The following is a 20,098-nucleotide window of genomic DNA, read 5'->3' on the forward strand; positions in this document are numbered from 1 at the left end:
CGCAGATATGGCAGTTTAAACTCTGATAATATGTCAGAATTAGATAAAACATTTGTTGATAATAAGGATTTGAGATGAAACGTTTGGCTTATACCGTTGCTGTATCTTTGTTTGCGACGACTGTGGGGATAAGTGCCGCGCATGCCGAGAGAGTTTGCAAAGTAACAGATCCGACTGAAACACCATTAAACATCCGCGATGAACCTAATGGCAAGATTATTAATAAGCTGCGTAATGATCGCGAAGTGTATGTCACAGAGGTCACTTATGATAGTAGAAACCGTCCGTGGGTGTATCTAGAAGGTTACTATAAGGGCGAGTATAGGCAATGGGGCTGGGCAATTAGAGAGTTTGTCTCTTGTTATGATCGTTAGTATGAAGATTTTTCAGTTTCAGAGGGTGGTCATGTGATTGATAAGTATGTGTTCATATTTGCTATATCTTTTTTAATTTGCTCGTGTAGCAGTGGCATTACCACACCAGATGCAGAAGCTTCCGATAGTAATATAAAAATCGAGAAATATTCTGACGCAAATATAAGAGAAATCGAGATTGGTAAAGCGTTTAGCTTAGATAAAATTAAAAGCATGACAATATTCGACGGTGAATTTAAGAAACTTAGTGACATTGAGTGTGGCGGTTTTTTTACTGAAGAAGAAATAGGAGAGAGCGAAGAAGAAGCGATTTATCAGTATGGCAATATGGAAGTTGATATCACAGATAATCAGGGCGCTATCATGAAAATAGTGGGCATTCCTGACGGGCTTCATATTAAATACAATGAAATATTAATCGATAACAACTTCAGCCCTAAAAGTTTAAGCCTTGAAAAATTTGAAGTACATGAAAATAAGGCAACTGTCTCAGACAATACCGTTGGCATAGAGTCTACCGATATAAAAGAAGCCTATGACATTATGTATTCTGTCCGTGAAAAGACGAGTGATGATTTGCTATACCTAAGTTTTCTAGACAACAAGCTGGTTGCTATTAGAGTTCTAGTACAGTGTTGATTTATGATTAATGCTAGATAAAAACCAACAGACATAAAAAAGCCCAGTCACCGTATGATGACTGGGCTTTTTTATTGTTCGCTTACTAGTCTAATCTGATGCTAAGCAACAGTGCTAATAAGTGACGCCGAATAGTGGCGTCCCCAGGGGGATTCGAACCCCCGTTACCGCCGTGAAAGGGCGGTGTCCTAGGCCTCTAGACGATGGGGACGCATAGAGTGTTATAACCAATGGTTACAACGGTACTTCACAATATCAGATAGCTTACAAGTAAGCATTGCCTAGGTGCTGATATCGTCCTACTAGCGAGTATCTATTATAAATTTCAGTAGTACTGAGCATTGCAATAAATAGTATGGTGGAGCTAAACGGAGTCGAACCGTTGACCCCTTGCATGCCATGCAAGTGCTCTACCAACTGAGCTATAGCCCCTCGCTAAGAGTGTGCGTATTTTATGCAAGACCGACAGTCCTGTCAACTACTATTTTAAAAATAATCCATAAATATGCAAAAAAAAGTGTTTTAGCCTATTTCAATAGCTTAACAATGCCAAATTAGCGTGGATTTTGCTTAAGAGAGATCTCTTTGATGGCTTTATCCGTATAAAACTCTTCTTCGGTACAATTAGAGTTACCATCAGAGAATATAATTACACAGCACTCAGTAGGGACATATTGACCCCCTTTTTCTCTGACGGTTCTGATACCTTTGAAGCCAATGATGTCAAACTTACTTAATTTATCTAGATTATTATTGGTATAACCACAGTAAGTAGTATATATCCATTTCAAATCTTCAAAGTCTTGCCCCTTTGTCAGGGTAAGCTTTGCATCATAAAGCTCTTTTACGATGGCATCATAATATTTCTGCGCTTCTTTTAGGGTGTTAAAGACATAGTCTTTACTTTCTATCGTGACGGTTTTGGTGGCCATGTTTATTTCCAATTAAGAGGTTTAATCGTATGAGGGTAGTAATACTGATTAAGAATGAAAAAGGGTCAGAACTGGCCTGACCCTTCTACATTCAAAAATTTCAGTTAATTTAGTACTCAGTGGCTAAACTATTCAGCAGCCAAAAAATCTGGTAACTCAGCCGCTTGTTTCTCAAGTTTTTTAAGTTTCTTTTTACCGAGGCCACCCAATACATCAACCGCATGACGCAAGCGTGTTAGCGTCATGTCAGCACCGATAATCGCCATAGAGTTCATGACTGGCGTCGATGACGTGCTGCCAGCGATAGCGATAAAGAACGGCGCCATAAAGTCACGCATCTTGATATCGAGGTGAGCGGCCAGACCTTTTAAGGTGGCGTAGATGTTTTCTTCAGACCAAGTTGGCAAGACTTCTAACTGCCATAATGACAGCTGTAGCATGTCCATGATTTGCTCAGGGGTGAGTGACTTATGCGTAAAGCTCTCGGCATTGATAGCAGGTAGGTTTTGGAAGTAGAAGCCACTCCAATTCACCGCATCAGACAGCAACTCAATACGTGGCTGAATCGCCGCTGCGATAGCGGTTAATTTATCGCTATTGCTTGCCCATTCGAGGATTTTGTTCTTTAGCTCTTCAGGGGTTAGGGCGCGTAGCCACTCTGCGTTTAGCCAGTTTAGTTTTTCGATATCGAAGATAGGGCCGCCCAGTGATACACGCTGAATGTCAAAACTGGCAATCATTTCTTCTAAGGTAAACTGCTCAGCATCATTTGGCATCGAGTAGCCCATACGACCGAGATAGTTTAGCAATGCTTCAGGTAGTACGCCCGCATCACGATAGTAGGTGATAGAGGTTGGGTTTTTACGCTTAGACAGTTTTGATTTATCTGGGTTACGCAGTAATGGCATGTGGCAAAGTACTGGCATCTCCCAACCAAAATATTCATAAAGCAACTGATGCTTAGGCGCAGAGTTTAACCACTCTTCACCGCGCATCACATGACTGATATCCATCAAGTGATCATCGACGACATTGGCTAAATGGTATGTTGGCATGCCGTCTGTTTTTAGCAGCACTTGCATGTCGACTTGGGCCCAAGGAATCTCAACCGTGCCGCGCAGCATGTCATGTACTTGGCAGATACCTTCGGTAGGCACACGCATACGAATCACGTGAGGCTTGCCTTCCGCGACCAGTTTTTCAGTGGTTTCTGGTGCAAGGTGAGCACAGCGACCATCGTAACGTGGCGTCTCGCCATTGGCCATTTGCTCAGCACGCATGGTGTCTAGCTCTTCACTGGTACAAAAACAGCGAAACGCATGGTCTTTTTCTATGAGCATCTCGGCGTGTTTGGTATAAATGTCGCTACGCTCGCTCTGACGATAAGGGGCGTGTGGACCACCGATATCTGGACCCTCGCTCCAATCTAGACCGACCCAACGTAAGGCGTCCAAAATCATTTGTTCAGATTGCTCGGTTGAGCGGGTTTGGTCAGTGTCTTCGATACGCAAAATAAACTCACCGCCGTGCGCTTTAGCAAAGGCCAAGTTAAATAGGGCGATATAAGCTGTCCCTACGTGAGGAAAGCCAGTCGGTGAGGGTGCGATACGAGTACGAACAGGGCGTGTTGGTGCTTGGGTCGATGTTTGGGTCATAGGAATCTCAGAATACGTTTGTTAATGAATGTGTTGGTTAATGAATTTAGCAGTGAAAGAGGGTAATAAAAAATCGCAATGACAAATATGAATGAAATATTTGAATGAAATATTTGAATGAAAAATACGGATGAAACAATAGTCGTCAAAGTAGAAAAATAGCGTAAAATATAGCGCTAGTATAACAGAGAGATAGGATATTTTTAATGAAAAGCCCTTCTAGCGCTTGACTACAGATATATCCTTGCGATAATAATGATAAGCAAGGCATAACTTGTTTATTTTCATCTGATTTTTTACTATTACTGGCCAATATGGTCGCCATCTACTGAGTCGTTTGTGTCACTATTAAATAATAAGCCAGAAAATAAGCCACTATCTAACGTAAATCATCCTGAAACTGCTGACGATACCCACTCTGACGAATTAAGTTTCGTTCATGATGCCGTGCTTCTACCAGAAACCGTCGCGGCGGTGCTGGGCGTCAAGTCCTTGCCAAAGCAAACAGGCAATGATGCTCAAAACAGTATCAACCAAAGCAATGACGACCAGAACGGCTTGCAGATAAGCGGTATTTACGTTGATGCGACTTTTGGGCGCGGTGGACATAGTCGACTACTATTAAGTCAACTTGCCGATGATGCACAGTTGATTGTCTTTGACAAAGACCCGACAGCCATTAGTGTGGCTCAAGAGCTGGCAAGTACAGATAGCCGCGTGAAAGTGGTTCATGACAGCTTTGCGACATTGACGGACAGTCTAGCAGCCATGGGTATCATGCAAGTTGACGGTTTGATGGCGGATTTGGGTATTTCCTCACCGCAGATTGATGATGGCAGTCGTGGCTTTAGCTTTATGCGTGATGGTGCGGTTGATATGCGTATGGATACCAGTCGTGGCCAGTCGGTCGCTGAATGGCTGATGAAAGTCGATGATGAAACGTTGGCTAATGTGCTTTATGACTTTGGCGAAGAGCGTCACAGCCGCCGTATTGCGCGTGCGATCAAGCAGATGGACAGTTATGAATCGACGCTTGAGTTGGCAGAAGTAATCAAAGTTGCGCATCCTAACTGGCAGCGTGGCAAGCACCCAGCGACTCAGAGCTTTCAGGCAATGCGTATTTTTATTAATAATGAGCTTGGCGACGTCGATGCCTTTTTAGAGCAAAGTATCCCGATTTTGAAATCAGGCGGACAATTGGCTGTCATTAGCTTTCATTCGCTAGAAGACCGCCGTATTAAGCAGTTTTTGCAGCGTCATAGTAAAGGGCAGTATCCAGAAGACGAAAAGCTACCGATGCCGCCTAATCGTCCACGCTACTTTAGCAAGCCTAAACGCGTGGGTCCGAGCAAAGCTGAAACCAGTCAAAACCCACGCTCGCGTAGTGCATGGTTGCGTATGGCAACACGTACGGATATCGACTATCTGCCAGTCAGCGACCAGTAGAGTCTAGATAGTTGGTACATAAATATCTACTTATTCTGAGTACTTGGATATATATGTGCTTAGAAATATAAGTGCTTAGATGTTTCAACGCTCGGGCATGGTATTTGGTCAGCTATCTGTTTATGAGATAGGACTGATGTTTTAATGGTTACGTGGCTGTTAAAAACCTGTAAACATTCTCTGCTAGGCTCGACAGTTGCTTTCTTTTTTGTCTGTTTGGTTTTACCTTTATCTTTACCTTTATTTTTTCTGATGGTGCTGATGGCTCATGAGTGTTGCATCACTCATAGACGGTTATCGCTTTTTATATTTTGAAGTTCAATTTTTGAGATCGTCATGGCAATATCTGACAAACCGACAAAACGTCGCGCCGCACCGCCCTATAATAACGATATCGGCGAACTATTCGTGCGCCGATTTAATGTGGTCAGTATCTATGTGGCAGTGCTATTAATAATAGCTGCCGCGATCGTGTGGAGCGGTATCAAAACAGCCGAAGGCGTTCAGCAATATCATCAGGACTATAAAACCTTGCAAGACATGAAAAAACAAGAGCGTAAGCTACAAGTTGAGCACCAGCGCTTGCTCATTGAACAACAGACATTTAGTGCGACACCGCAAATTGCCAGTCGTGCTGTGTCTGAGTTGGGTATGTTCTCACCAACCCTTAAAGACAAGCTCATTATCCAGCCAGGGGCCGCTACGGTATTGGTACCAGTGGACACTACTGATTCAGATGACGAAGAGTCATATGCTGTTGGACCACGGGCTTCTACGGATTTGTCTCCTGATGTTGCAGAAGCGGAGGCAGGACAATGAGTGATAAAAAACCTAATACTGGTGGCAAAAAAACTGTCAAAACTACCAGAAAAAAACCGGCCAGTGGCAAGGTCACCAAGCCATTACGCCCTGCTAGCGCGGCTAAATCTGGACAAACAAGCAGCAAGCCTGAAAAACAATCTTCTGGCAATCGAAAAGCCAAACTGTTTGATCGCCTAAAAAAGAACGAAGATAAGGGTGCCTATACCAGCGTCAAAAATCAAAAAGCCAAAAGAGCATTTTTGGGTAAGGCGTCTGGCGCTTCCTCTCGTGGCGGCTTTGAGCATGATAAGAATCGCTTCCGTACTATTTGGGGTATCGCACTGGTCGTATTGGGATTACTCATAGCTCGTGCGTATTATTTACAAGTCGCTAATGCCCAGTTCTACCAAGACAAAGGTAATGAGCTTATTACCAGTGTGCGTACGCAAAAATCCTATCGTGGCATGATTACCGATCGCAATGACCTGCCATTAGCCGTCAGCGCACCACTTGCCACCGTGTCTTTTAGTCCACATGATTATTCGCGCGAATATTATGAACTAAAGCGGATTATTCTTACCAACCCTAGCAGTCCACAATTACAGGCGCGTATGCAAAAGCGTCTAGATAATATGGATCTGACCACGCTTGCTGCTGCTGCCAACATCTCAGTCGACGAGTTAAAAAAAGTCACCGCCATTGATGACAGTATTGATGTCACTGACGAAGTAGCAGTAAAAGCCGCACTGCCGTCGGGCGCAGGCTCGCATTATCTGCCATTGTTGAATAAAGTAACGCCTGAGATTGCTCAGAGTGTCAGCTCGCTTGATTTCCCTGGTATTTATGAAAAGAATTTCTTTCAGCGCTATTATCCGCAGCCGCAACCAAATTCGCAGTTATTGGGCTTTATGGGACAAAGTGCTAGCGACCCTGAAGGTGGTTACGAAGGTCGTGCCGGTATCGAGCGTCAGTATGAAACTGAGCTGGCAGGTGATGATGGTAAGGTATTGGTATTGAAAGATGCCAAACAAAATAGTCTAAAAGAAATTAAGCAAATTGAACCAGAAATACCGGGCAAAGATGTGGCGTTGACCATTGATTCGCGCTTGCAGTATTTGCTTTATAAAGAGCTAGAAAAAGCAGGTCGTTTGCAAAAAGCACGTTGGTCGACAGGTATGATCGTCGATGTGCAAACGGGTGAAGTGCTTGCACTGTCGACATGGCCATCATTTAACTCAAATAACCTAAATGAGATGACGGGGGAGAACCAGCGTAACCGTGCACTCCTTGATGTGTTTGAGCCAGGTTCGGTAATGAAGCCATTTACGGTTGCTGCTGCCTTAGATTCTGGTAAATATACGCCGACTTCTTTAATCGATACCAATCCTGGATCTATCCGTGTTCGTGGCTATACTATTCGCGATCACAATAATCTGGGTATGATCAATCTGGCAACGCTATTACAGAAATCTAGTAACGTGGCCTCTACCAAGATTGCGCTATCACTGCCAGCCGATGCTATTAGTAATATGCAAAGGCAATTTGGCTTCGGTGCGAAGACACCATTAAAGTTCCCTGGTGAGGGCAGTGGTCTGGTCGTGACACCAAAAGAGAAAGAAACGGCACGACGTGCAACTGTCAGTTATGGTTATGGTCTACAAGTGACTCTGGCACAGGTGGCGCAAGCTTACTCAGCGCTAGCGGCAGGTGGCGTCATGCATCCATTGACTCTTATCAAAAATGATAAGCCGCTGCCGAGCAAGCGTATCATGGCGCATGAAAAGGCGATGTCGATTGTCCAAATGCTAGAAAGTGTCACTGAGCAAGGTGGTACGGCAAAAGCCGCCGCTATCGATGGTTATCGTGTTGCTGGTAAAACAGGTACATCGCGCCGTATCAATCCAGATGGTGGCTATTATACTGACCAGTACCGCAACGTCTTTGCTGGCATGGCGCCAGCGTCTAATCCAAGGTTAGTGGGTGTGATGCTCATTGAAGATCCACGCGGTCAAATTTATGCTGGCTTGACGGTAGCCCCTGTGTTCCATAACGTCATGAAAGAGGCGCTACGTTTATATAATGTACCTTTGGACAAGCCGTTAAAAACGGAAGAGCCATAGCAGTAAAAGGGTAACTGACCGTTTTTGAATGTTTAGCGCTTAATTATTCGATTTGTTTTAACTATTTAGGATTTGCCAATGACTATCTCATCGCCGAGCAATGCTCCTGTTACCTTGCAACAATTGCTTGAAGCCAATAGCAGTCATAAACAGGGTTTGCAGCAGGCATGGACGACGATGGTAGCGGCAGCGGATAATCAGGCGGCGACTCAAGAGAAGTCGAATCATATAAATGTAATCGCTAATATCCCATTTCATCAGTTCCGTTTAGACAGTCGTCAGCTTGAAATGAATGATGCATTTGTTCTTTTAAAAAGCCAAACACCAAACTGTCAAAAAAGCCGAGACTATCTATCCCAAGCTGCTAAGAATGCGGCTTTTATTGTATCGGAAGTCGATCCTATCGCGCTGTTTGCTACGGCGAATGTATCAAATTTTACTGATATCGCCTTATCAGGGAATAGTGTCTCGAACGCACAGCAACAATTAGCTGCGCTGCCTTGTCCAGTATTATACGTACCCAATATTCGTGACTTTTTAGGCAGCTTAATCCAATCTCGTTTGCAATATCAGCAGTCAGTGACCTTACCAAGGGTCGTTGCTGTAACGGGTACCAATGGCAAAACCACTATCAGCCAATTGGTGGCGCAATTAACCCAATTAACTGGCATGAGTAGTGCAGTGATGGGTACAGCGGGTAATGGTCGACTTGGTGCATTGGTACAGGCCAGCCATACCACGGGTGATGCCTTAGCGGCCCAGCAGTTCTTGTATCAAATGGGCACAGAGCGTGCTGAACTATTAGCATTAGAAGCCAGCTCTCATGGATTAGATCAGCAGCGCTTGCAAGGCATGCCAGTGTCTGTGGCGATTTATACCAACTTGAGCCGTGACCACCTCGATTATCATGCCGATATGGCCGAATACGCTGCGGCAAAAGCCAAGTTGTTTGATAAAGCGCATTTTTCTGATTTGACGCATGCCATTATCAATATCGATGACGAGTATGCGCAGGTTATGATCGATACTGCGCAGGCCAGTGATGTAATCGTTTGGACTTATAGTTTGGATGCATCAAAGACGGCTACTTTTGTGGCGGCTGACATTAAGCCAAGCCTACAAGGTGTCGAAATTACTCTGCGTAGTAGCATTAAAAGTGATAGCTCTGGTAATCATAATATAAGTAATATAAACATCGTGAGTCCATTACTAGGACGCTTTAACGTCGCTAATTTGCTCGCGGCTATTGCTGCTTCAGTGGCGCTTAATGTGAGCTCGGACGATGTTGATAATGGTATATATAGTGAGATTGAGCGTATAGCCGCCGTTGTACCGCAATTACAAGGTGCTGTTGGACGCATGCAGCGTGTACCGTCCAATGATGGCTGTTTCATCGTGGATTATGCCCATACGCCTGATGCATTGAGCCAAGTGCTGGCCAGTCTCAAGACTCATTGTAAGGGACAGCTGTGGGCGGTGTTTGGCTGTGGTGGCGATCGTGATGCTGGTAAGCGTCCGTTGATGGCACAAGCGGGACTAGCGGGTGCCGACCAAGTTGTTTTAACCGCTGACAATCCGCGTACTGAAGACCCCAATGTCATTTTGCAAGACATGCAAGCTGGTATGAATACAGAGCAATACCAGCGTACGCATATCGAACCTGCACGCCAAGCCGCTATTGAGTATGCTGTCAGTCATGCTGCTGCCGATGATATTGTCGTTATCGCTGGTAAAGGCCATGAAACGTATCAAGAGATTAATCATGTCCGTTATGATTTCGATGACAGTGTGATATTGCAGCAAACGCTAGCACAAGCGGGCCGAGTATAGGCAATCAGATGGGATAGCTTTTACGTCACAAATATTTCTAATATTTATAAAAATTAAGTAGTCATCATATAAGGTAATCACTATGACAGCCGACAACGATACTGCCACTCAGTCGCAAGGGCTGTATGTCTGGCAAGTAGATAATCTGCTTGCTGCGACAGCATCTCTTGATGGTCATTGGCAATTATCACCAGAACAAATAAATGCAGGACAAACCGCGTTGCCCAACGATGCTGTTACTGGCAATCGTATCGCTACTGATACCCGCACGATAAAGCCGGGTGATATATTTTTAGCGCTGAGCGGCCACAATTTTGATGGTCATGATTATATCGATATGGCGGCATCACAAGGTGCTATCGCTGCTATCGTATCGCGGCCTATCACCAGTCCAAATAGCATTCCGCAGTTAGTAGTGAGTGATACGCGCTTAGCGCTAGGTCAGTTGGCCGCTTATCGTCGTCAGCAGCACAAAGATCTGACTGTGATTGCAATCACTGGTTCTAGCGGTAAGACCACTTGCAAAGAAATGCTTGGTAGTATCTTTGGTAGATTGGCGCCGACACTGATTACCCGTGGCAACCTAAATAATGACTTGGGTGTACCGATGATGCTGCTTGAGCTGTCGGATCATCATCGTTATGCTATCTTAGAGTTGGGCGCCAATCATATTGGTGAGATTGCCTATACGACTGAGATTGTTCAGCCTGATGTAGCTTGTATCTTAAATATTGGCACCGCGCATCTGGGCGAGTTCGGTAGTCGTGAAGGTATTTGCCAAACTAAGGCAGAGATTTATAGCACATTAACCAATGACCAGTTTGCGATTGTTCCTGACAAGGATGATTTTACCAATCAATTGCGCCGTATCGCTGAAAAGCAGACGTCTCATGTAATTGGCTTTGGTAATACGGACGTTAGTGCTAGCCATCTCGATGTAGAGCCTGAGCGCAGTGAGTTTAAATTGCATATTGGCAGCCAAGTTCATGATATCAACTTGCCACTTGCTGGTGAGCATAATGTCAATAATGCCTTGGCCGCTGCTGCCTGTGCACACGCGCTCAATATTGCTGTCAGTGACATCGTGATTGGTCTTGAAAATGCCCGTCCAGCCAAAGGTCGTTTGAACAGCCAGTTGCTGGGTATGCATCGCCTAATTGATGACACTTATAATGCAAACCCTCATTCGGTACGTGCAGCTGCTAAAGTATTGGCAGCGCAAACGGGTACGCAAGTGATGGTGCTCGGTGATATCGGTGAGCTCGGTGAAGCAGCCGTGAGTGAGCACCAAAGTTTGGGCCGTACTATTGCGACCACAGGCATCAATGTGCTGCTTTGTGTTGGCGAGTATGCCCCTTATACTGTAGCTGGCGCGAAAGAGATTGCTGATATCAGCGCCCATGCATTTGCGGATAAAAATAGTTTATTACAGTATTTACAGCCGTATTTGCAAGCGCAACAAGCGAAGCCTTGTACTGTGTTGTTCAAAGGCTCTCGTTCCATGGAAATGGAAACCCTTATAAATGCGCTAGTCGAGGAGTAGGCGGTGTTAGTTTGGTTGTTTGGCTGGCTTGGCCAGTATTATACGCCGTTTTCTGCGGTTTCTTCATTGACGTTGAGAGCATTACTTGCGGTCGTGACCGCGCTTGCTTTTAGTATGGCATTGGGTGGACCTGTCATTCGACATCTGCGTTCGCTCAAGTACGGTCAAGCGATTCGTAACGATGGGCCTCAGTCGCATTTGGCTAAGACTGGTACTCCAACTATGGGTGGTGTCCTGATTCTCAGTGCCATTGGGGTATCGACGCTATTGTGGGCACGTCTAAACAATCCTTATGTCTGGATTTTGCTCGTTGTCATGGTTATTTTTGGGGCAGTGGGTTGGGCAGATGATTGGCTCAAGATTAAATATAAAAACCCCAAAGGCCTAATCGCTCGCAAAAAATATTTTTGGCTATCGATGGGTGCATTATTTGTCGGTATATCTTTGTATTATATCGCGACGTTACAGCCAGATATTGCAACTACTCGCGAGATGCAGGATTTGTTATTGCCTATCTTTAAAGACTGGATGATTCCATTTTCGGCAGTGCCATTTGGTATTGGTTTTATTATCTTTACCTATTTTGTGATTAATGGTGCTTCTAATGCTGTCAATTTGACCGACGGTTTAGATGGCTTGGCCATCTTGCCAGTGGTTTTAGTCGCGGCAGGTTTGGGTGCGATGGCTTATGTATCAGGTGATGTACGCTTTGCTGATTACTTACATGTGCCTTATATCGCTTACAACTCTGAAGTCATTATTGTCTGTGGCTCGATGATTGGTGCAGGGCTTGGCTTCCTATGGTTTAATGCGCATCCGGCACAGGTCTTTATGGGTGATGTCGGCGCACTTGCCCTCGGTGCGATGCTCGGTACAATTGCGGTTATGACCCGTCAAGAGATTGCTTTCGCCATTATGGGTGGTTTGTTCGTCGCTGAAGCACTGTCTGTTATGCTGCAAGTTGGTTCATATAAACTGCGCAAAAAACGCGTTTTCCGTATGGCACCATTACATCATCACTTTGAAGAAATTGGCTGGAAAGAAACGCAAGTGGTGGCAAGGTTTTGGATTATCGCTATCATCCTCGTTATTTTAGGTCTAATGACTCTAAAGCTACGTTAACTTTAAAGGTTCGTTAACTTTAAAGCTATGTCGATACCGTCATTCTGATTGACGTTGAATCAATATCAATATTATTGACTAAAAAGCCACTTCAAATCTGTTTGAGGTGGCTTTTCGTTTTCTAGTCATCATGTTTTTAACCGCTTCTTTTCTGCATGAACGAGTGCAAATTTTGCTAAAATGTCAGTCATATTTGTATGACTTTGAGAAACCTGTGTCCTTATTTATCTGCCCCCTTTGTCAATCCCCTTTACAGCCTGCTGAGGATACATGGCGCTGTGATGGTAGCCTACACCCTAAGCAAACGGTACATCCATTTGATGTGGCGCGTCAGGGTTATGTCAATCTACTACCAGTCCAGCAAAAAAAATCTAAAGCCCCAGGCGACAGTCAGCAATCTATTGAGGCTCGCAAGCGGTTTTTGCATGCTGGGCATTATCAGCCATTGAATGATTTAATTTGCCAAAAAATGGTGGCGTTATTGTCGCCAAATGAACAGGTAAATTGGTTGGATATTGGTTGCGGAGAAGGCTACTACACACAGTCAATAGCGCAACTGGGCACGGAAGTTATCGATACTCTCATTGCTGCTGATATCAGTAAGCCTGCTGTGGTTGAGCTGGCTAAAATGAGCAAAATGGCAGCTCAATTGTGGTCTCAACAAAATAAAGAGACATCTACTCAGACGACAGCGATTTATCCGTTAGTCACTAGCGCCGCACACCTACCATTAAGCGCTCATAGTATGACGGGCATCAGTAGTATTTTTAGTCCCATTTTGCCAGAGGCTTTTGCTGAAGTGCTGGCTGATAAAGGCTATCTAATCATTGCCAAGCCGGATGCAGGTCATTTAGCAACGATGCGTGATGCCTTATTTGATGATGTTCGTGAGCATGATTCTGATAAATTTTTAACAGAGTTGTCACCTTACTTTACGCTATTAGATACTCATCGTGTCAGTACAGAGCTAACGTTATCAGCAGGTGATTTGGCTGATTTGATGACCATGACTCCCTATGCGTATCGTGCACGTAACGAGAAAAAACAGGCATTACTAGCAGCGGTTGAAACAAAGCTATTTAATACTGAGGCAAAGTTTGTGGTTTATGTTTTGCAAAAAACGACTGATCAGTAGCTGCTTATATCAGTATGCCTATATAGCTGTATAGTGCTGATAACGAGAATATAGCTAGCATTAATACTCTCCCAATAGCCAACCACTCACAAAAGCAAAATACTCTCGGAACCAAGCATTATAGCGGATGGATAAAGGGGTCGGACTGGCGACAGTAATAGGCTGCTGATAGCCTTGATGCTTGGCAATACTGGCTGCGCGAATGGTATGAAAGTCACTGGTCACAATAGCAATGGGCTCAGCGATAGACAGCCCGTTTGCTTCTAAGATGTCTCGGCTATTGGCTAAGTTTTCTTCAGTACTGGTACTTCTACCTTCTTGTAAAATATGCTCGACAGCAATGCCGTGGGTCTCATGTAAGTACGTTGCCATAATATCGGCCTCGCTACGTGTACGTTGAAAGCCCACACCACCACTGGTTATGATCAATGCATTAGGTTGTGATTCGATCAGTGGTACAGCGGTGTCCAAGCGTTTGGCGAGGGTCGGTGTTGGTTTGCCTGCTACCGTCCCTGAACCCAGTACAATAATCGCTGCCACGGTCGATGCAGGCTGTGTGCTAAGCGTAATCTGCTGCTGTAAGGAGTAGATAAAGATCATAAAGCTGATGAGCCAAATCGTAAATACAGCCCACAGTCCATACCAGAGTCGGTTCAACCAAAGGTTCTGGCAGCAATATCTGCGAATAGTTTGCCAAAATAGCCCATGAGCGACAAAGACTATCCCTAATAGCAAGGGTACTACCGAGCCAAAATTAATTTTACCAACCGCTATCAAAGCAACACAGTCAACGATGATCACGATACCGATAGTGAATAAGATGACGCGAGTGATGGTAAATAATACTTTTGACATAGAAATAATACGCTTGTATGTAGATAACCGATATATGAGAGAGTGGTTTTAAAGGTGCCGAGTCTAAGATTATCACAGTCGTACATTATGATAGATGGATAGGGTATGAATTTTTAAGGCGGGTCATCAATCATCAAATAAAAAAGAGCTCCCTAATTGGGAGCTCTTTTTTTGAAAGATATATAAAGCTGCTACTTAAGCAATTTCTAGCGATGCATACCACGGATAGGGTAGTTATTTTCTGGATTTCTAATGAAAGCCAAGCCGCCAGCAAGCACTTCTAGATCTGGACGAGCAAATGGTGCATTTGAGATGTCAAGTATTTGAATATCACCTTCTGCATTGATGACAAACAAGCCAGGCTCAGCGAATGGATGGTCGGTTTCTTTCTCTGAACGTGGGTCAGAGATATATAGACCTAGCGTGTGCATCTGCTCAACAGTTAGACCGTAAGCGATAGGGAAGTTAATGTCTAACTCTTCTAGGTGCGCGTCTAGTTGCTCTTTGCTATCACCTGAGATGGCGATGATATCAACGCCTACCTTAGCAAACGACTCTTTTATAGACTCAAGCTGAGTGAGGTATTGAGTACATTTTGGGCAATGTTTACCGCGATAAATCACGACCATTTTCCAGTCATGGCCATTTTCGGGCGTACCTAGTGATTTTACTTCGCCATTTAGCATGGTTACGTCTATCTCTGGGAATTTTACGCCGGCATGAAGTTTTTGAGTGTAGTCTGTTGACATTATTTTTATCCTTATCGTTTTATTAAAAAATTATTTATGTTGAATTTGATTGATCGTTCAATATGATCAGTACCGATACTACAAATAAACGCTCAACAATGAAGTTGGCTTTTTGTTAGCGAGTGCAAGGTTTTATGACTGTCGGTATCCTTTTTATTTTATGAATCTAAAACGTATCTTCAGTTCCTTTAACTATTGATTAGAGATATTTCTAATAGGCGCTTTCACCAAACGTATCTTCGCAGCTGTCATACATTTAACCTCGTATCTCATTGGCTTTTTCGAATCTCTTATATAGGTTTTCGTCTGCAATCGATACAACCAAATAAACACTATGTATCAATTTGACAGATATAACCAGTTCCTATCCTAAGCTTACTCACCACGCTGTGCTATCAGTTCATTCCACACTGGTTATTCATTGATAAAAAGCGAGCAGTAGTTAATTGGATAGTTGAGCTCGTATTCTGGCATACCCTTTTAAATAAGATGTTCATATTTATCACAGAATATATTCATGGAAAATGATGAATATTTCTGCTATACCTAGTTATACTAATTAATTTGGTTAGTTATACTAATCAAATTAATTGGCTGTATGGATTTTCAATCTTACATATTGGAGTTAAGCAACCGTAAAGGACGATAACTATGAAATTTGCAAAAGCTGTATTCGCCAGCATCTGTATTTTACCGTTAACTACCATCTCTTATGCTGAAGACGTTAATACCCAAAATTTACGTATCTCTGAAACCTCAATGATGAGTGTCAATGAAGTAGCACCATCAGTCATGAAAATGCACAACGAAAATGACCACATGAGCGAAAAACCGCAAGCCATTCAAGACGGCAGCGATGTAGAAGTGGACAAAGAAAGAACGTGGCGCTGGCCTTGGCAGAAAAAGGACAAAGAAGTAGCAACGCCTGAGAGAGCAAAGTGCTGTTAGTTCATTAACTGTAGAGGGTTACAATCATGAAACTGTCGAAAGCCATCTTAGCTAGCATCTGTATTCTACCGTTAGCCACCATCGCCTATGCTGAGGACATCAATACCCAAAACTTGCGTATCTCTGAAACCTCAATGATGAGTGTCAATGAAGCCACACCCTCAAGTATGCAGCAAAAAGAAGCAATGCAGATCAGTAATCATTCAAGTGCCATTAATAATTCAAATGATGTTGAAGTAGATAAGGAAGAGGGATTTAGATGGCCTTGGCAAAGAAGAAAAGACAAGGCTCTTGAAGCTATCGAAGACTTTAAGAATCAATCAAGACCCTGAAGAGGCTCAGAGAGAAAATCCATCATGTGGATCATTTGATGGTAAACCTAACGTAGCTTCTTACAGTAGTTTCAGCTATTCAGAGTGGTTTGTTGATATTAAATACTTTTACACAAGGATGTATATTATGAATATTTATAAGCAAATAACGATACTGACACTGAGCATGTCTCTAATAGGGCTTAGCCATGCCGCCGATGATATGGCAGGTGCCAAAAGTGGTAGTACTTTAACTGAGAATAGTGACGTGAGTATCAGAAACCACAACTGGAGTACAACGAATAGAGAACCTAAGCATAAGCGTAAACGTAGTACCGTTGAAGTGAGTGCACCGATGGAAGAAACCGCCTCGCAAGTAGCTCTTACTAAGTTTGCTGAAGACAATAACATGATTGAAAAAAGCTATGGTGACGTTTGTGGCGCTTTTATGGAAAGCCAAATGACAGAAACTAAATCCCAAGGGCATCGTTGGGGCAAGTCTGATTCGCATTGGTCCAAAAAATCATTTAAGATTTTTAAAGCACGTGAATTTACGGGTGGTGAAGAAGAACTGGCGCAAAGCGCAGGTCATCTATTTGGTAAAACCCGCAAAACTCATAACTGTATTACCACTAAAATAGGGATCAACGATGAAAACGTTGAACTTGAGTCTATGAAACTAACAAAATAATTGAGCAATGCTACATATGCTACCTATGAGTAAAGCAGAGTGACAGTTAAGCATTTAGCTGTCATTTTTTATGTACTAAGCCACATTTTGGAGAGTATTCATGAAAACCTTTTGTTACCTACTGGTGAGTCTGCTTTTTTTGTATTCTGCTCAAGCCACTGCCCTAAATACCAACGAGAAAATGATCAATGAACTGTATCAAGATACTGAGCTTGATATTGATAATGTAGATGACGTTTTTGAATATGTGCTATCACAGACTGACGATACCCTCACTATTTACCCTTCAGAGGGCTATTATTACTTTAACTTTTACCATCAGGGCAACTTAATAAAAGGCAATATGTTGGTAGGTCATAAGTTAAGACAGCAGGGCAGCTTATCCTTTATATATTTTTATGACATAGCCGGCAAAGAACGGGGTGAATTTAAAACGCATCATAAACTATATAAGTCATCAGAAATATTTAGCCTGAAAGAGTATCAACCTAACTTATATCAATTGACCTTCAAAAATATCAAAAAAAATATTGAGATTAATCAGATAGAGCCGGATGCTGATTTTGTAAAGACGCTTGAGAGTCAAGGTTTTGAAGTCAACCTACCCATGATGGATGATTCGGGAGTCACACTCTATTTGGCATTTCATCCTACTACCAATAACTTCTATTATATTAATCCTTTATCCAGAGATGATGAGTTTTATTATCCTGTTGGCGAGGTGCTTAAAGTGGGTGCTAGGACTCAATTTGTCTACCTGCCTATAGAGAAATTTGCCATATTAGTAGGCGTTGATGCCAATAATGTTTATAAAAATAACTATTACGATGGCCCTTTTGATCAGCTCCCTGACGAGGCATTAGCTAATATAGACTATAAGTCTTATTTGTATCGAGTGAATCCAAGTTGGGAAAATAAAATATATGATGATGGTTATTTTATAAACGACCCCGATGCTCGTGTTGCACTGACCAACTATTTTGAATATCTATCGCTTGATGAACTCAAAAAAATCCAACCTTGTGCGTCTGATAAAAATCCGCTGCAGTGTTTAGAAGACAGCGGGATGCGTTTTTGATTTTGCACGATTCTGTCCTATATAAGAACACTGCTAGTTATCGTCATACGTTGCATGGCGATTAATGATAGTAGATCAGGCGAAGATATAGTCTATGGGATTTCCATAGTAAAAAACGCAATAGGACTTAACACTTCTTAAACTTTGTCTAAAGTAATAATTGATATTATCGCTGTAATACAATGAATTTATTATTTGGTCACTACAATTTTTGAGTGAGTAATGATAAGTAGCTACGACGTTTAGACAGGTGCGCATAAGTACCTCTGTCTGACTATGACTAACTTTCAAATATCAATCCAAACGAGAGCATGTTATGACCCTTACAAAAACAGCTAAAGCTTTCAGCTTGCTTGCTATTGTCACTGCCATACAAGTTTCATCACTGACCTCTGCCTACGCCCATGACCTTAGTGAACATACCATGCCTGCCAAAGAGTGGCAGATCACCGGTCAGCCTAGTGTCGCTGCTGATTTCATCAAACTAGAAGACGGTACTGTTTATTTAACGGATAGCCACCATCAGTTGCTTTCTTTTGATTTGTCGAACTTTTCAGCCGATGATCAAACCTATATTCTGGAAAAAAACGCCCATATTCAAGCGATCAATCAGCTAGCAGTGATTGAAAATCTGGTAAGTAGTAATCAATTAACGGCTATCCAAAATCCAAGCGATACTGCTGTTATCGCCAATGACAATGAAACTGTATTAAATAAAGCTGATGCGGCAACCTCTGTTATGACGAGTAACAGTGACACACGCTCTCTCTTGTTCTTCTACCTGTTGGGTGGCTTGGTCTTAGCGAGTGGTTTGGTTTTGTTCTATGTTTTGAATATACGCCACAAGAAAAACGGACCGTCAAAAGTAGCTTATTCAGTTTTTGGTGTATTGGGTTCAGCTGTTTTGCTTGTGGCTTGTAGCAGTACTGAGACGGCCCAAAATATCGGTGAAAAGACTAAAGAGGCGGTTGCTCATTTGCCAGTACCAGCCAATGATATTGATTTTATGACGTCAGTATTTGGCTCATTCGATAACGTCAGTACTCACCATGATGATAAATATCTGTATGTCGAATCAAATGGTATTCTAAGCCATGAAATGATGACAGGTATCACCAGTTGGCAACAGCAAGTACCTATTGACCAGGATTATACCAATGAGAACAGTTGGGTCATTCCCTTACAGCCTGAGCTTGCCGATGAGCCTTTGATGGCTAAAGACAATTTTATGAAAGGGGCCATCGCTATTGCAGCTAATGGTATTCCTATATTTAACCCATTAAACAATCGTGGTGAGGATGCCAAAGCATTCGGAGAATTAGACAATTGGGGCGGGCATTCTGGACGCGCTGATGATTACCATTATCATCTTGCACCAACCCATCTACAGTCACAAGTTGGTGAAGGTAAGCCCATTGCTTATGCACTAGACGGCTTTCCTGTCTATGGTGAAACGGATGATGAGCTTGATGAATATTTAGGCAAATTCAATGAAGACGGCAGCTATGAATACCATGCTACCTCAGAGTTTCCGTATTTAATTGCAGGTTTGCGCGGTAAAGTCACTATAAACCCAGATACGAAAGCGCCAGAAAATGAAATTTCACCGCAAGCACATACTCATGGCGTTCGCCCAGCGCTGACGCCTTTGCGCGGAGCCGAGATCACAGATTACAAGATTATAAGTCCGACTCAATACAGTCTAACGTATACCCATGACGGTCAAGAGCATAAGCTTAACTATGGTTGGGGCGCTACTGAAGCGACCAAAGATACTTATACTTTTGAGTTTATTGATCCAGAGGGTACGACCGTACAGACTTATAAACGCACTGATGACATACAGAAAAAATAATGTGCATCTAATAA

General features: G+C 43.0%; 18 protein-coding genes and 2 tRNA genes. 14 read left to right on the top strand and 6 right to left on the bottom strand.

Annotated elements, in window-relative coordinates:
• The first annotated feature begins 74 nt into the window (after positions 1-74).
• On the top strand, positions 75-374 hold the full coding sequence (locus IPZ60_RS11210; RefSeq protein WP_194197882.1) for an SH3 domain-containing protein: 300 nt from the start codon (positions 75-77) through the stop codon (positions 372-374).
• Positions 375-407: 33 nt separating this feature from the next.
• Positions 408-1,013: a hypothetical protein gene (locus IPZ60_RS11215; RefSeq protein WP_194197883.1), complete on the top strand. Its 606-nt coding sequence runs from the start codon at positions 408-410 to the stop codon at positions 1,011-1,013.
• 135 nt (positions 1,014-1,148) lie between these two features.
• Here the strand turns inward: IPZ60_RS11215 and IPZ60_RS11220 are convergent.
• The 4 genes from IPZ60_RS11220 to gltX all read right to left on the bottom strand — a co-directional run bounded on the left by IPZ60_RS11220 (position 1,149) and on the right by gltX (position 3,600).
• A tRNA-Glu gene (locus tag IPZ60_RS11220) sits at positions 1,149-1,224 on the bottom strand.
• 145 nt (positions 1,225-1,369) lie between these two features.
• Positions 1,370-1,445: transfer RNA gene (locus IPZ60_RS11225), tRNA-Ala, on the bottom strand.
• A gap of 122 nt (positions 1,446-1,567) precedes the next feature.
• Positions 1,568-1,945 carry a hypothetical protein gene (locus IPZ60_RS11230; protein ID WP_194197884.1) on the bottom strand — a complete coding sequence of 126 codons (378 nt, stop codon included), beginning with the start codon at positions 1,943-1,945 and terminating at the stop codon, positions 1,568-1,570.
• Positions 1,946-2,073: 128 nt separating this feature from the next.
• Positions 2,074-3,600 (bottom strand): glutamate--tRNA ligase, encoded by a 1,527-nt coding sequence (gene gltX, locus IPZ60_RS11235; protein WP_194197885.1) that lies wholly within the window; start codon positions 3,598-3,600, stop codon positions 2,074-2,076.
• Positions 3,601-4,047: 447 nt separating this feature from the next.
• Between gltX and rsmH the strand changes: the two genes are divergently transcribed.
• The 7 genes from rsmH (at position 4,048) to IPZ60_RS11270 (ending at position 13,597) form a co-directional block, all read left to right on the top strand.
• On the top strand, positions 4,048-5,046 hold the full coding sequence (rsmH, locus tag IPZ60_RS11240; protein ID WP_194197972.1) for a 16S rRNA (cytosine(1402)-N(4))-methyltransferase RsmH: 999 nt from the start codon (positions 4,048-4,050) through the stop codon (positions 5,044-5,046).
• A gap of 336 nt (positions 5,047-5,382) precedes the next feature.
• On the top strand, positions 5,383-5,865 hold the full coding sequence (locus tag IPZ60_RS11245; protein ID WP_194197886.1) for a cell division protein FtsL: 483 nt from the start codon (positions 5,383-5,385) through the stop codon (positions 5,863-5,865).
• On the top strand, positions 5,862-7,967 hold the full coding sequence (locus IPZ60_RS11250) for a penicillin-binding protein 2 (protein WP_194197887.1): 2,106 nt from the start codon (positions 5,862-5,864) through the stop codon (positions 7,965-7,967). Before IPZ60_RS11245 ends, IPZ60_RS11250 begins: the two co-directional genes overlap by 4 nt.
• Before the next feature lie 78 nt (positions 7,968-8,045).
• Positions 8,046-9,797 carry a UDP-N-acetylmuramoyl-L-alanyl-D-glutamate--2,6-diaminopimelate ligase gene (locus tag IPZ60_RS11255; protein ID WP_194197888.1) on the top strand — a complete coding sequence of 584 codons (1,752 nt, stop codon included), beginning with the start codon at positions 8,046-8,048 and terminating at the stop codon, positions 9,795-9,797.
• Between the two features lie 82 nt (positions 9,798-9,879).
• Positions 9,880-11,340, top strand: coding sequence for a UDP-N-acetylmuramoyl-tripeptide--D-alanyl-D-alanine ligase (gene murF, locus IPZ60_RS11260; protein ID WP_194197889.1), 1,461 nt, complete (start codon positions 9,880-9,882; stop codon positions 11,338-11,340).
• 3 nt (positions 11,341-11,343) lie between these two features.
• Positions 11,344-12,462 carry a phospho-N-acetylmuramoyl-pentapeptide-transferase gene (gene mraY, locus IPZ60_RS11265; protein WP_110923675.1) on the top strand — a complete coding sequence of 373 codons (1,119 nt, stop codon included), beginning with the start codon at positions 11,344-11,346 and terminating at the stop codon, positions 12,460-12,462.
• A gap of 214 nt (positions 12,463-12,676) precedes the next feature.
• Positions 12,677-13,597, top strand: coding sequence for a putative RNA methyltransferase (locus IPZ60_RS11270; protein WP_320108737.1), 921 nt, complete (start codon positions 12,677-12,679; stop codon positions 13,595-13,597).
• 60 nt (positions 13,598-13,657) lie between these two features.
• Here IPZ60_RS11270 and IPZ60_RS11275 read toward each other — a convergent pair whose 3' ends face one another.
• Both IPZ60_RS11275 and IPZ60_RS11280 read right to left on the bottom strand, forming a co-directional pair.
• Positions 13,658-14,452 carry a YdcF family protein gene (locus IPZ60_RS11275; protein ID WP_194197890.1) on the bottom strand — a complete coding sequence of 265 codons (795 nt, stop codon included), beginning with the start codon at positions 14,450-14,452 and terminating at the stop codon, positions 13,658-13,660.
• 206 nt (positions 14,453-14,658) lie between these two features.
• The gene (locus IPZ60_RS11280; protein ID WP_194197891.1) at positions 14,659-15,201 is read right to left on the bottom strand and encodes a redoxin domain-containing protein; all 543 of its coding nucleotides are present in this window, start codon (positions 15,199-15,201) and stop codon (positions 14,659-14,661) included.
• A gap of 651 nt (positions 15,202-15,852) precedes the next feature.
• Here IPZ60_RS11280 and IPZ60_RS11285 point away from each other — a divergent pair.
• The 5 genes from IPZ60_RS11285 to IPZ60_RS11305 all read left to right on the top strand — a co-directional run bounded on the left by IPZ60_RS11285 (position 15,853) and on the right by IPZ60_RS11305 (position 20,084).
• A complete protein-coding gene (locus tag IPZ60_RS11285) occupies positions 15,853-16,149 on the top strand; it encodes a hypothetical protein (RefSeq protein WP_194197892.1) in 297 nt (98 codons plus the stop codon).
• 26 nt (positions 16,150-16,175) lie between these two features.
• Complete coding sequence (locus tag IPZ60_RS11290) at positions 16,176-16,481, top strand: hypothetical protein (protein ID WP_194197893.1); 306 nt, start codon at positions 16,176-16,178, stop codon at positions 16,479-16,481.
• Positions 16,482-16,608: 127 nt separating this feature from the next.
• Positions 16,609-17,151 carry a hypothetical protein gene (locus IPZ60_RS11295; RefSeq protein ID WP_194197894.1) on the top strand — a complete coding sequence of 181 codons (543 nt, stop codon included), beginning with the start codon at positions 16,609-16,611 and terminating at the stop codon, positions 17,149-17,151.
• Positions 17,152-17,251: 100 nt separating this feature from the next.
• A complete protein-coding gene (locus IPZ60_RS11300) occupies positions 17,252-18,229 on the top strand; it encodes a hypothetical protein (protein ID WP_194197895.1) in 978 nt (325 codons plus the stop codon).
• Positions 18,230-18,545: 316 nt separating this feature from the next.
• The gene (locus IPZ60_RS11305; protein WP_227669344.1) at positions 18,546-20,084 is read left to right on the top strand and encodes a YHYH protein; all 1,539 of its coding nucleotides are present in this window, start codon (positions 18,546-18,548) and stop codon (positions 20,082-20,084) included.
• Positions 20,085-20,098: the final 14 nt, after the last annotated feature.

Source organism: Psychrobacter sp. NG25, from assembly GCF_015234355.1.
Classification (GTDB): domain Bacteria; phylum Pseudomonadota; class Gammaproteobacteria; order Pseudomonadales; family Moraxellaceae; genus Psychrobacter.

Bases quoted from the DNA above. Each gene is read 5' to 3' on its own strand.
- IPZ60_RS11295 (WP_194197894.1), top strand. From the start codon at position 16,609: ATGAATATTTATAAGCAAATAACGATACTGACACTGAGCATGTCTCTA.
- IPZ60_RS11275 (WP_194197890.1), bottom strand. From the start codon at position 14,452: ATGTCAAAAGTATTATTTACCATCACTCGCGTCATCTTATTCACTATC.
- IPZ60_RS11255 (WP_194197888.1), top strand. From the start codon at position 8,046: ATGACTATCTCATCGCCGAGCAATGCTCCTGTTACCTTGCAACAATTG.
- IPZ60_RS11290 (WP_194197893.1), top strand. From the start codon at position 16,176: ATGAAACTGTCGAAAGCCATCTTAGCTAGCATCTGTATTCTACCGTTA.
- gltX (WP_194197885.1), bottom strand. From the start codon at position 3,600: ATGACCCAAACATCGACCCAAGCACCAACACGCCCTGTTCGTACTCGT.
- IPZ60_RS11245 (WP_194197886.1), top strand. From the start codon at position 5,383: ATGGCAATATCTGACAAACCGACAAAACGTCGCGCCGCACCGCCCTAT.
- IPZ60_RS11305 (WP_227669344.1), top strand. From the start codon at position 18,546: ATGACCCTTACAAAAACAGCTAAAGCTTTCAGCTTGCTTGCTATTGTC.
- IPZ60_RS11210 (WP_194197882.1), top strand. From the start codon at position 75: ATGAAACGTTTGGCTTATACCGTTGCTGTATCTTTGTTTGCGACGACT.
- IPZ60_RS11285 (WP_194197892.1), top strand. From the start codon at position 15,853: ATGAAATTTGCAAAAGCTGTATTCGCCAGCATCTGTATTTTACCGTTA.
- IPZ60_RS11280 (WP_194197891.1), bottom strand. From the start codon at position 15,201: ATGTCAACAGACTACACTCAAAAACTTCATGCCGGCGTAAAATTCCCA.
- IPZ60_RS11250 (WP_194197887.1), top strand. From the start codon at position 5,862: ATGAGTGATAAAAAACCTAATACTGGTGGCAAAAAAACTGTCAAAACT.
- murF (WP_194197889.1), top strand. From the start codon at position 9,880: ATGACAGCCGACAACGATACTGCCACTCAGTCGCAAGGGCTGTATGTC.
- IPZ60_RS11300 (WP_194197895.1), top strand. From the start codon at position 17,252: ATGAAAACCTTTTGTTACCTACTGGTGAGTCTGCTTTTTTTGTATTCT.
- IPZ60_RS11230 (WP_194197884.1), bottom strand. From the start codon at position 1,945: ATGGCCACCAAAACCGTCACGATAGAAAGTAAAGACTATGTCTTTAAC.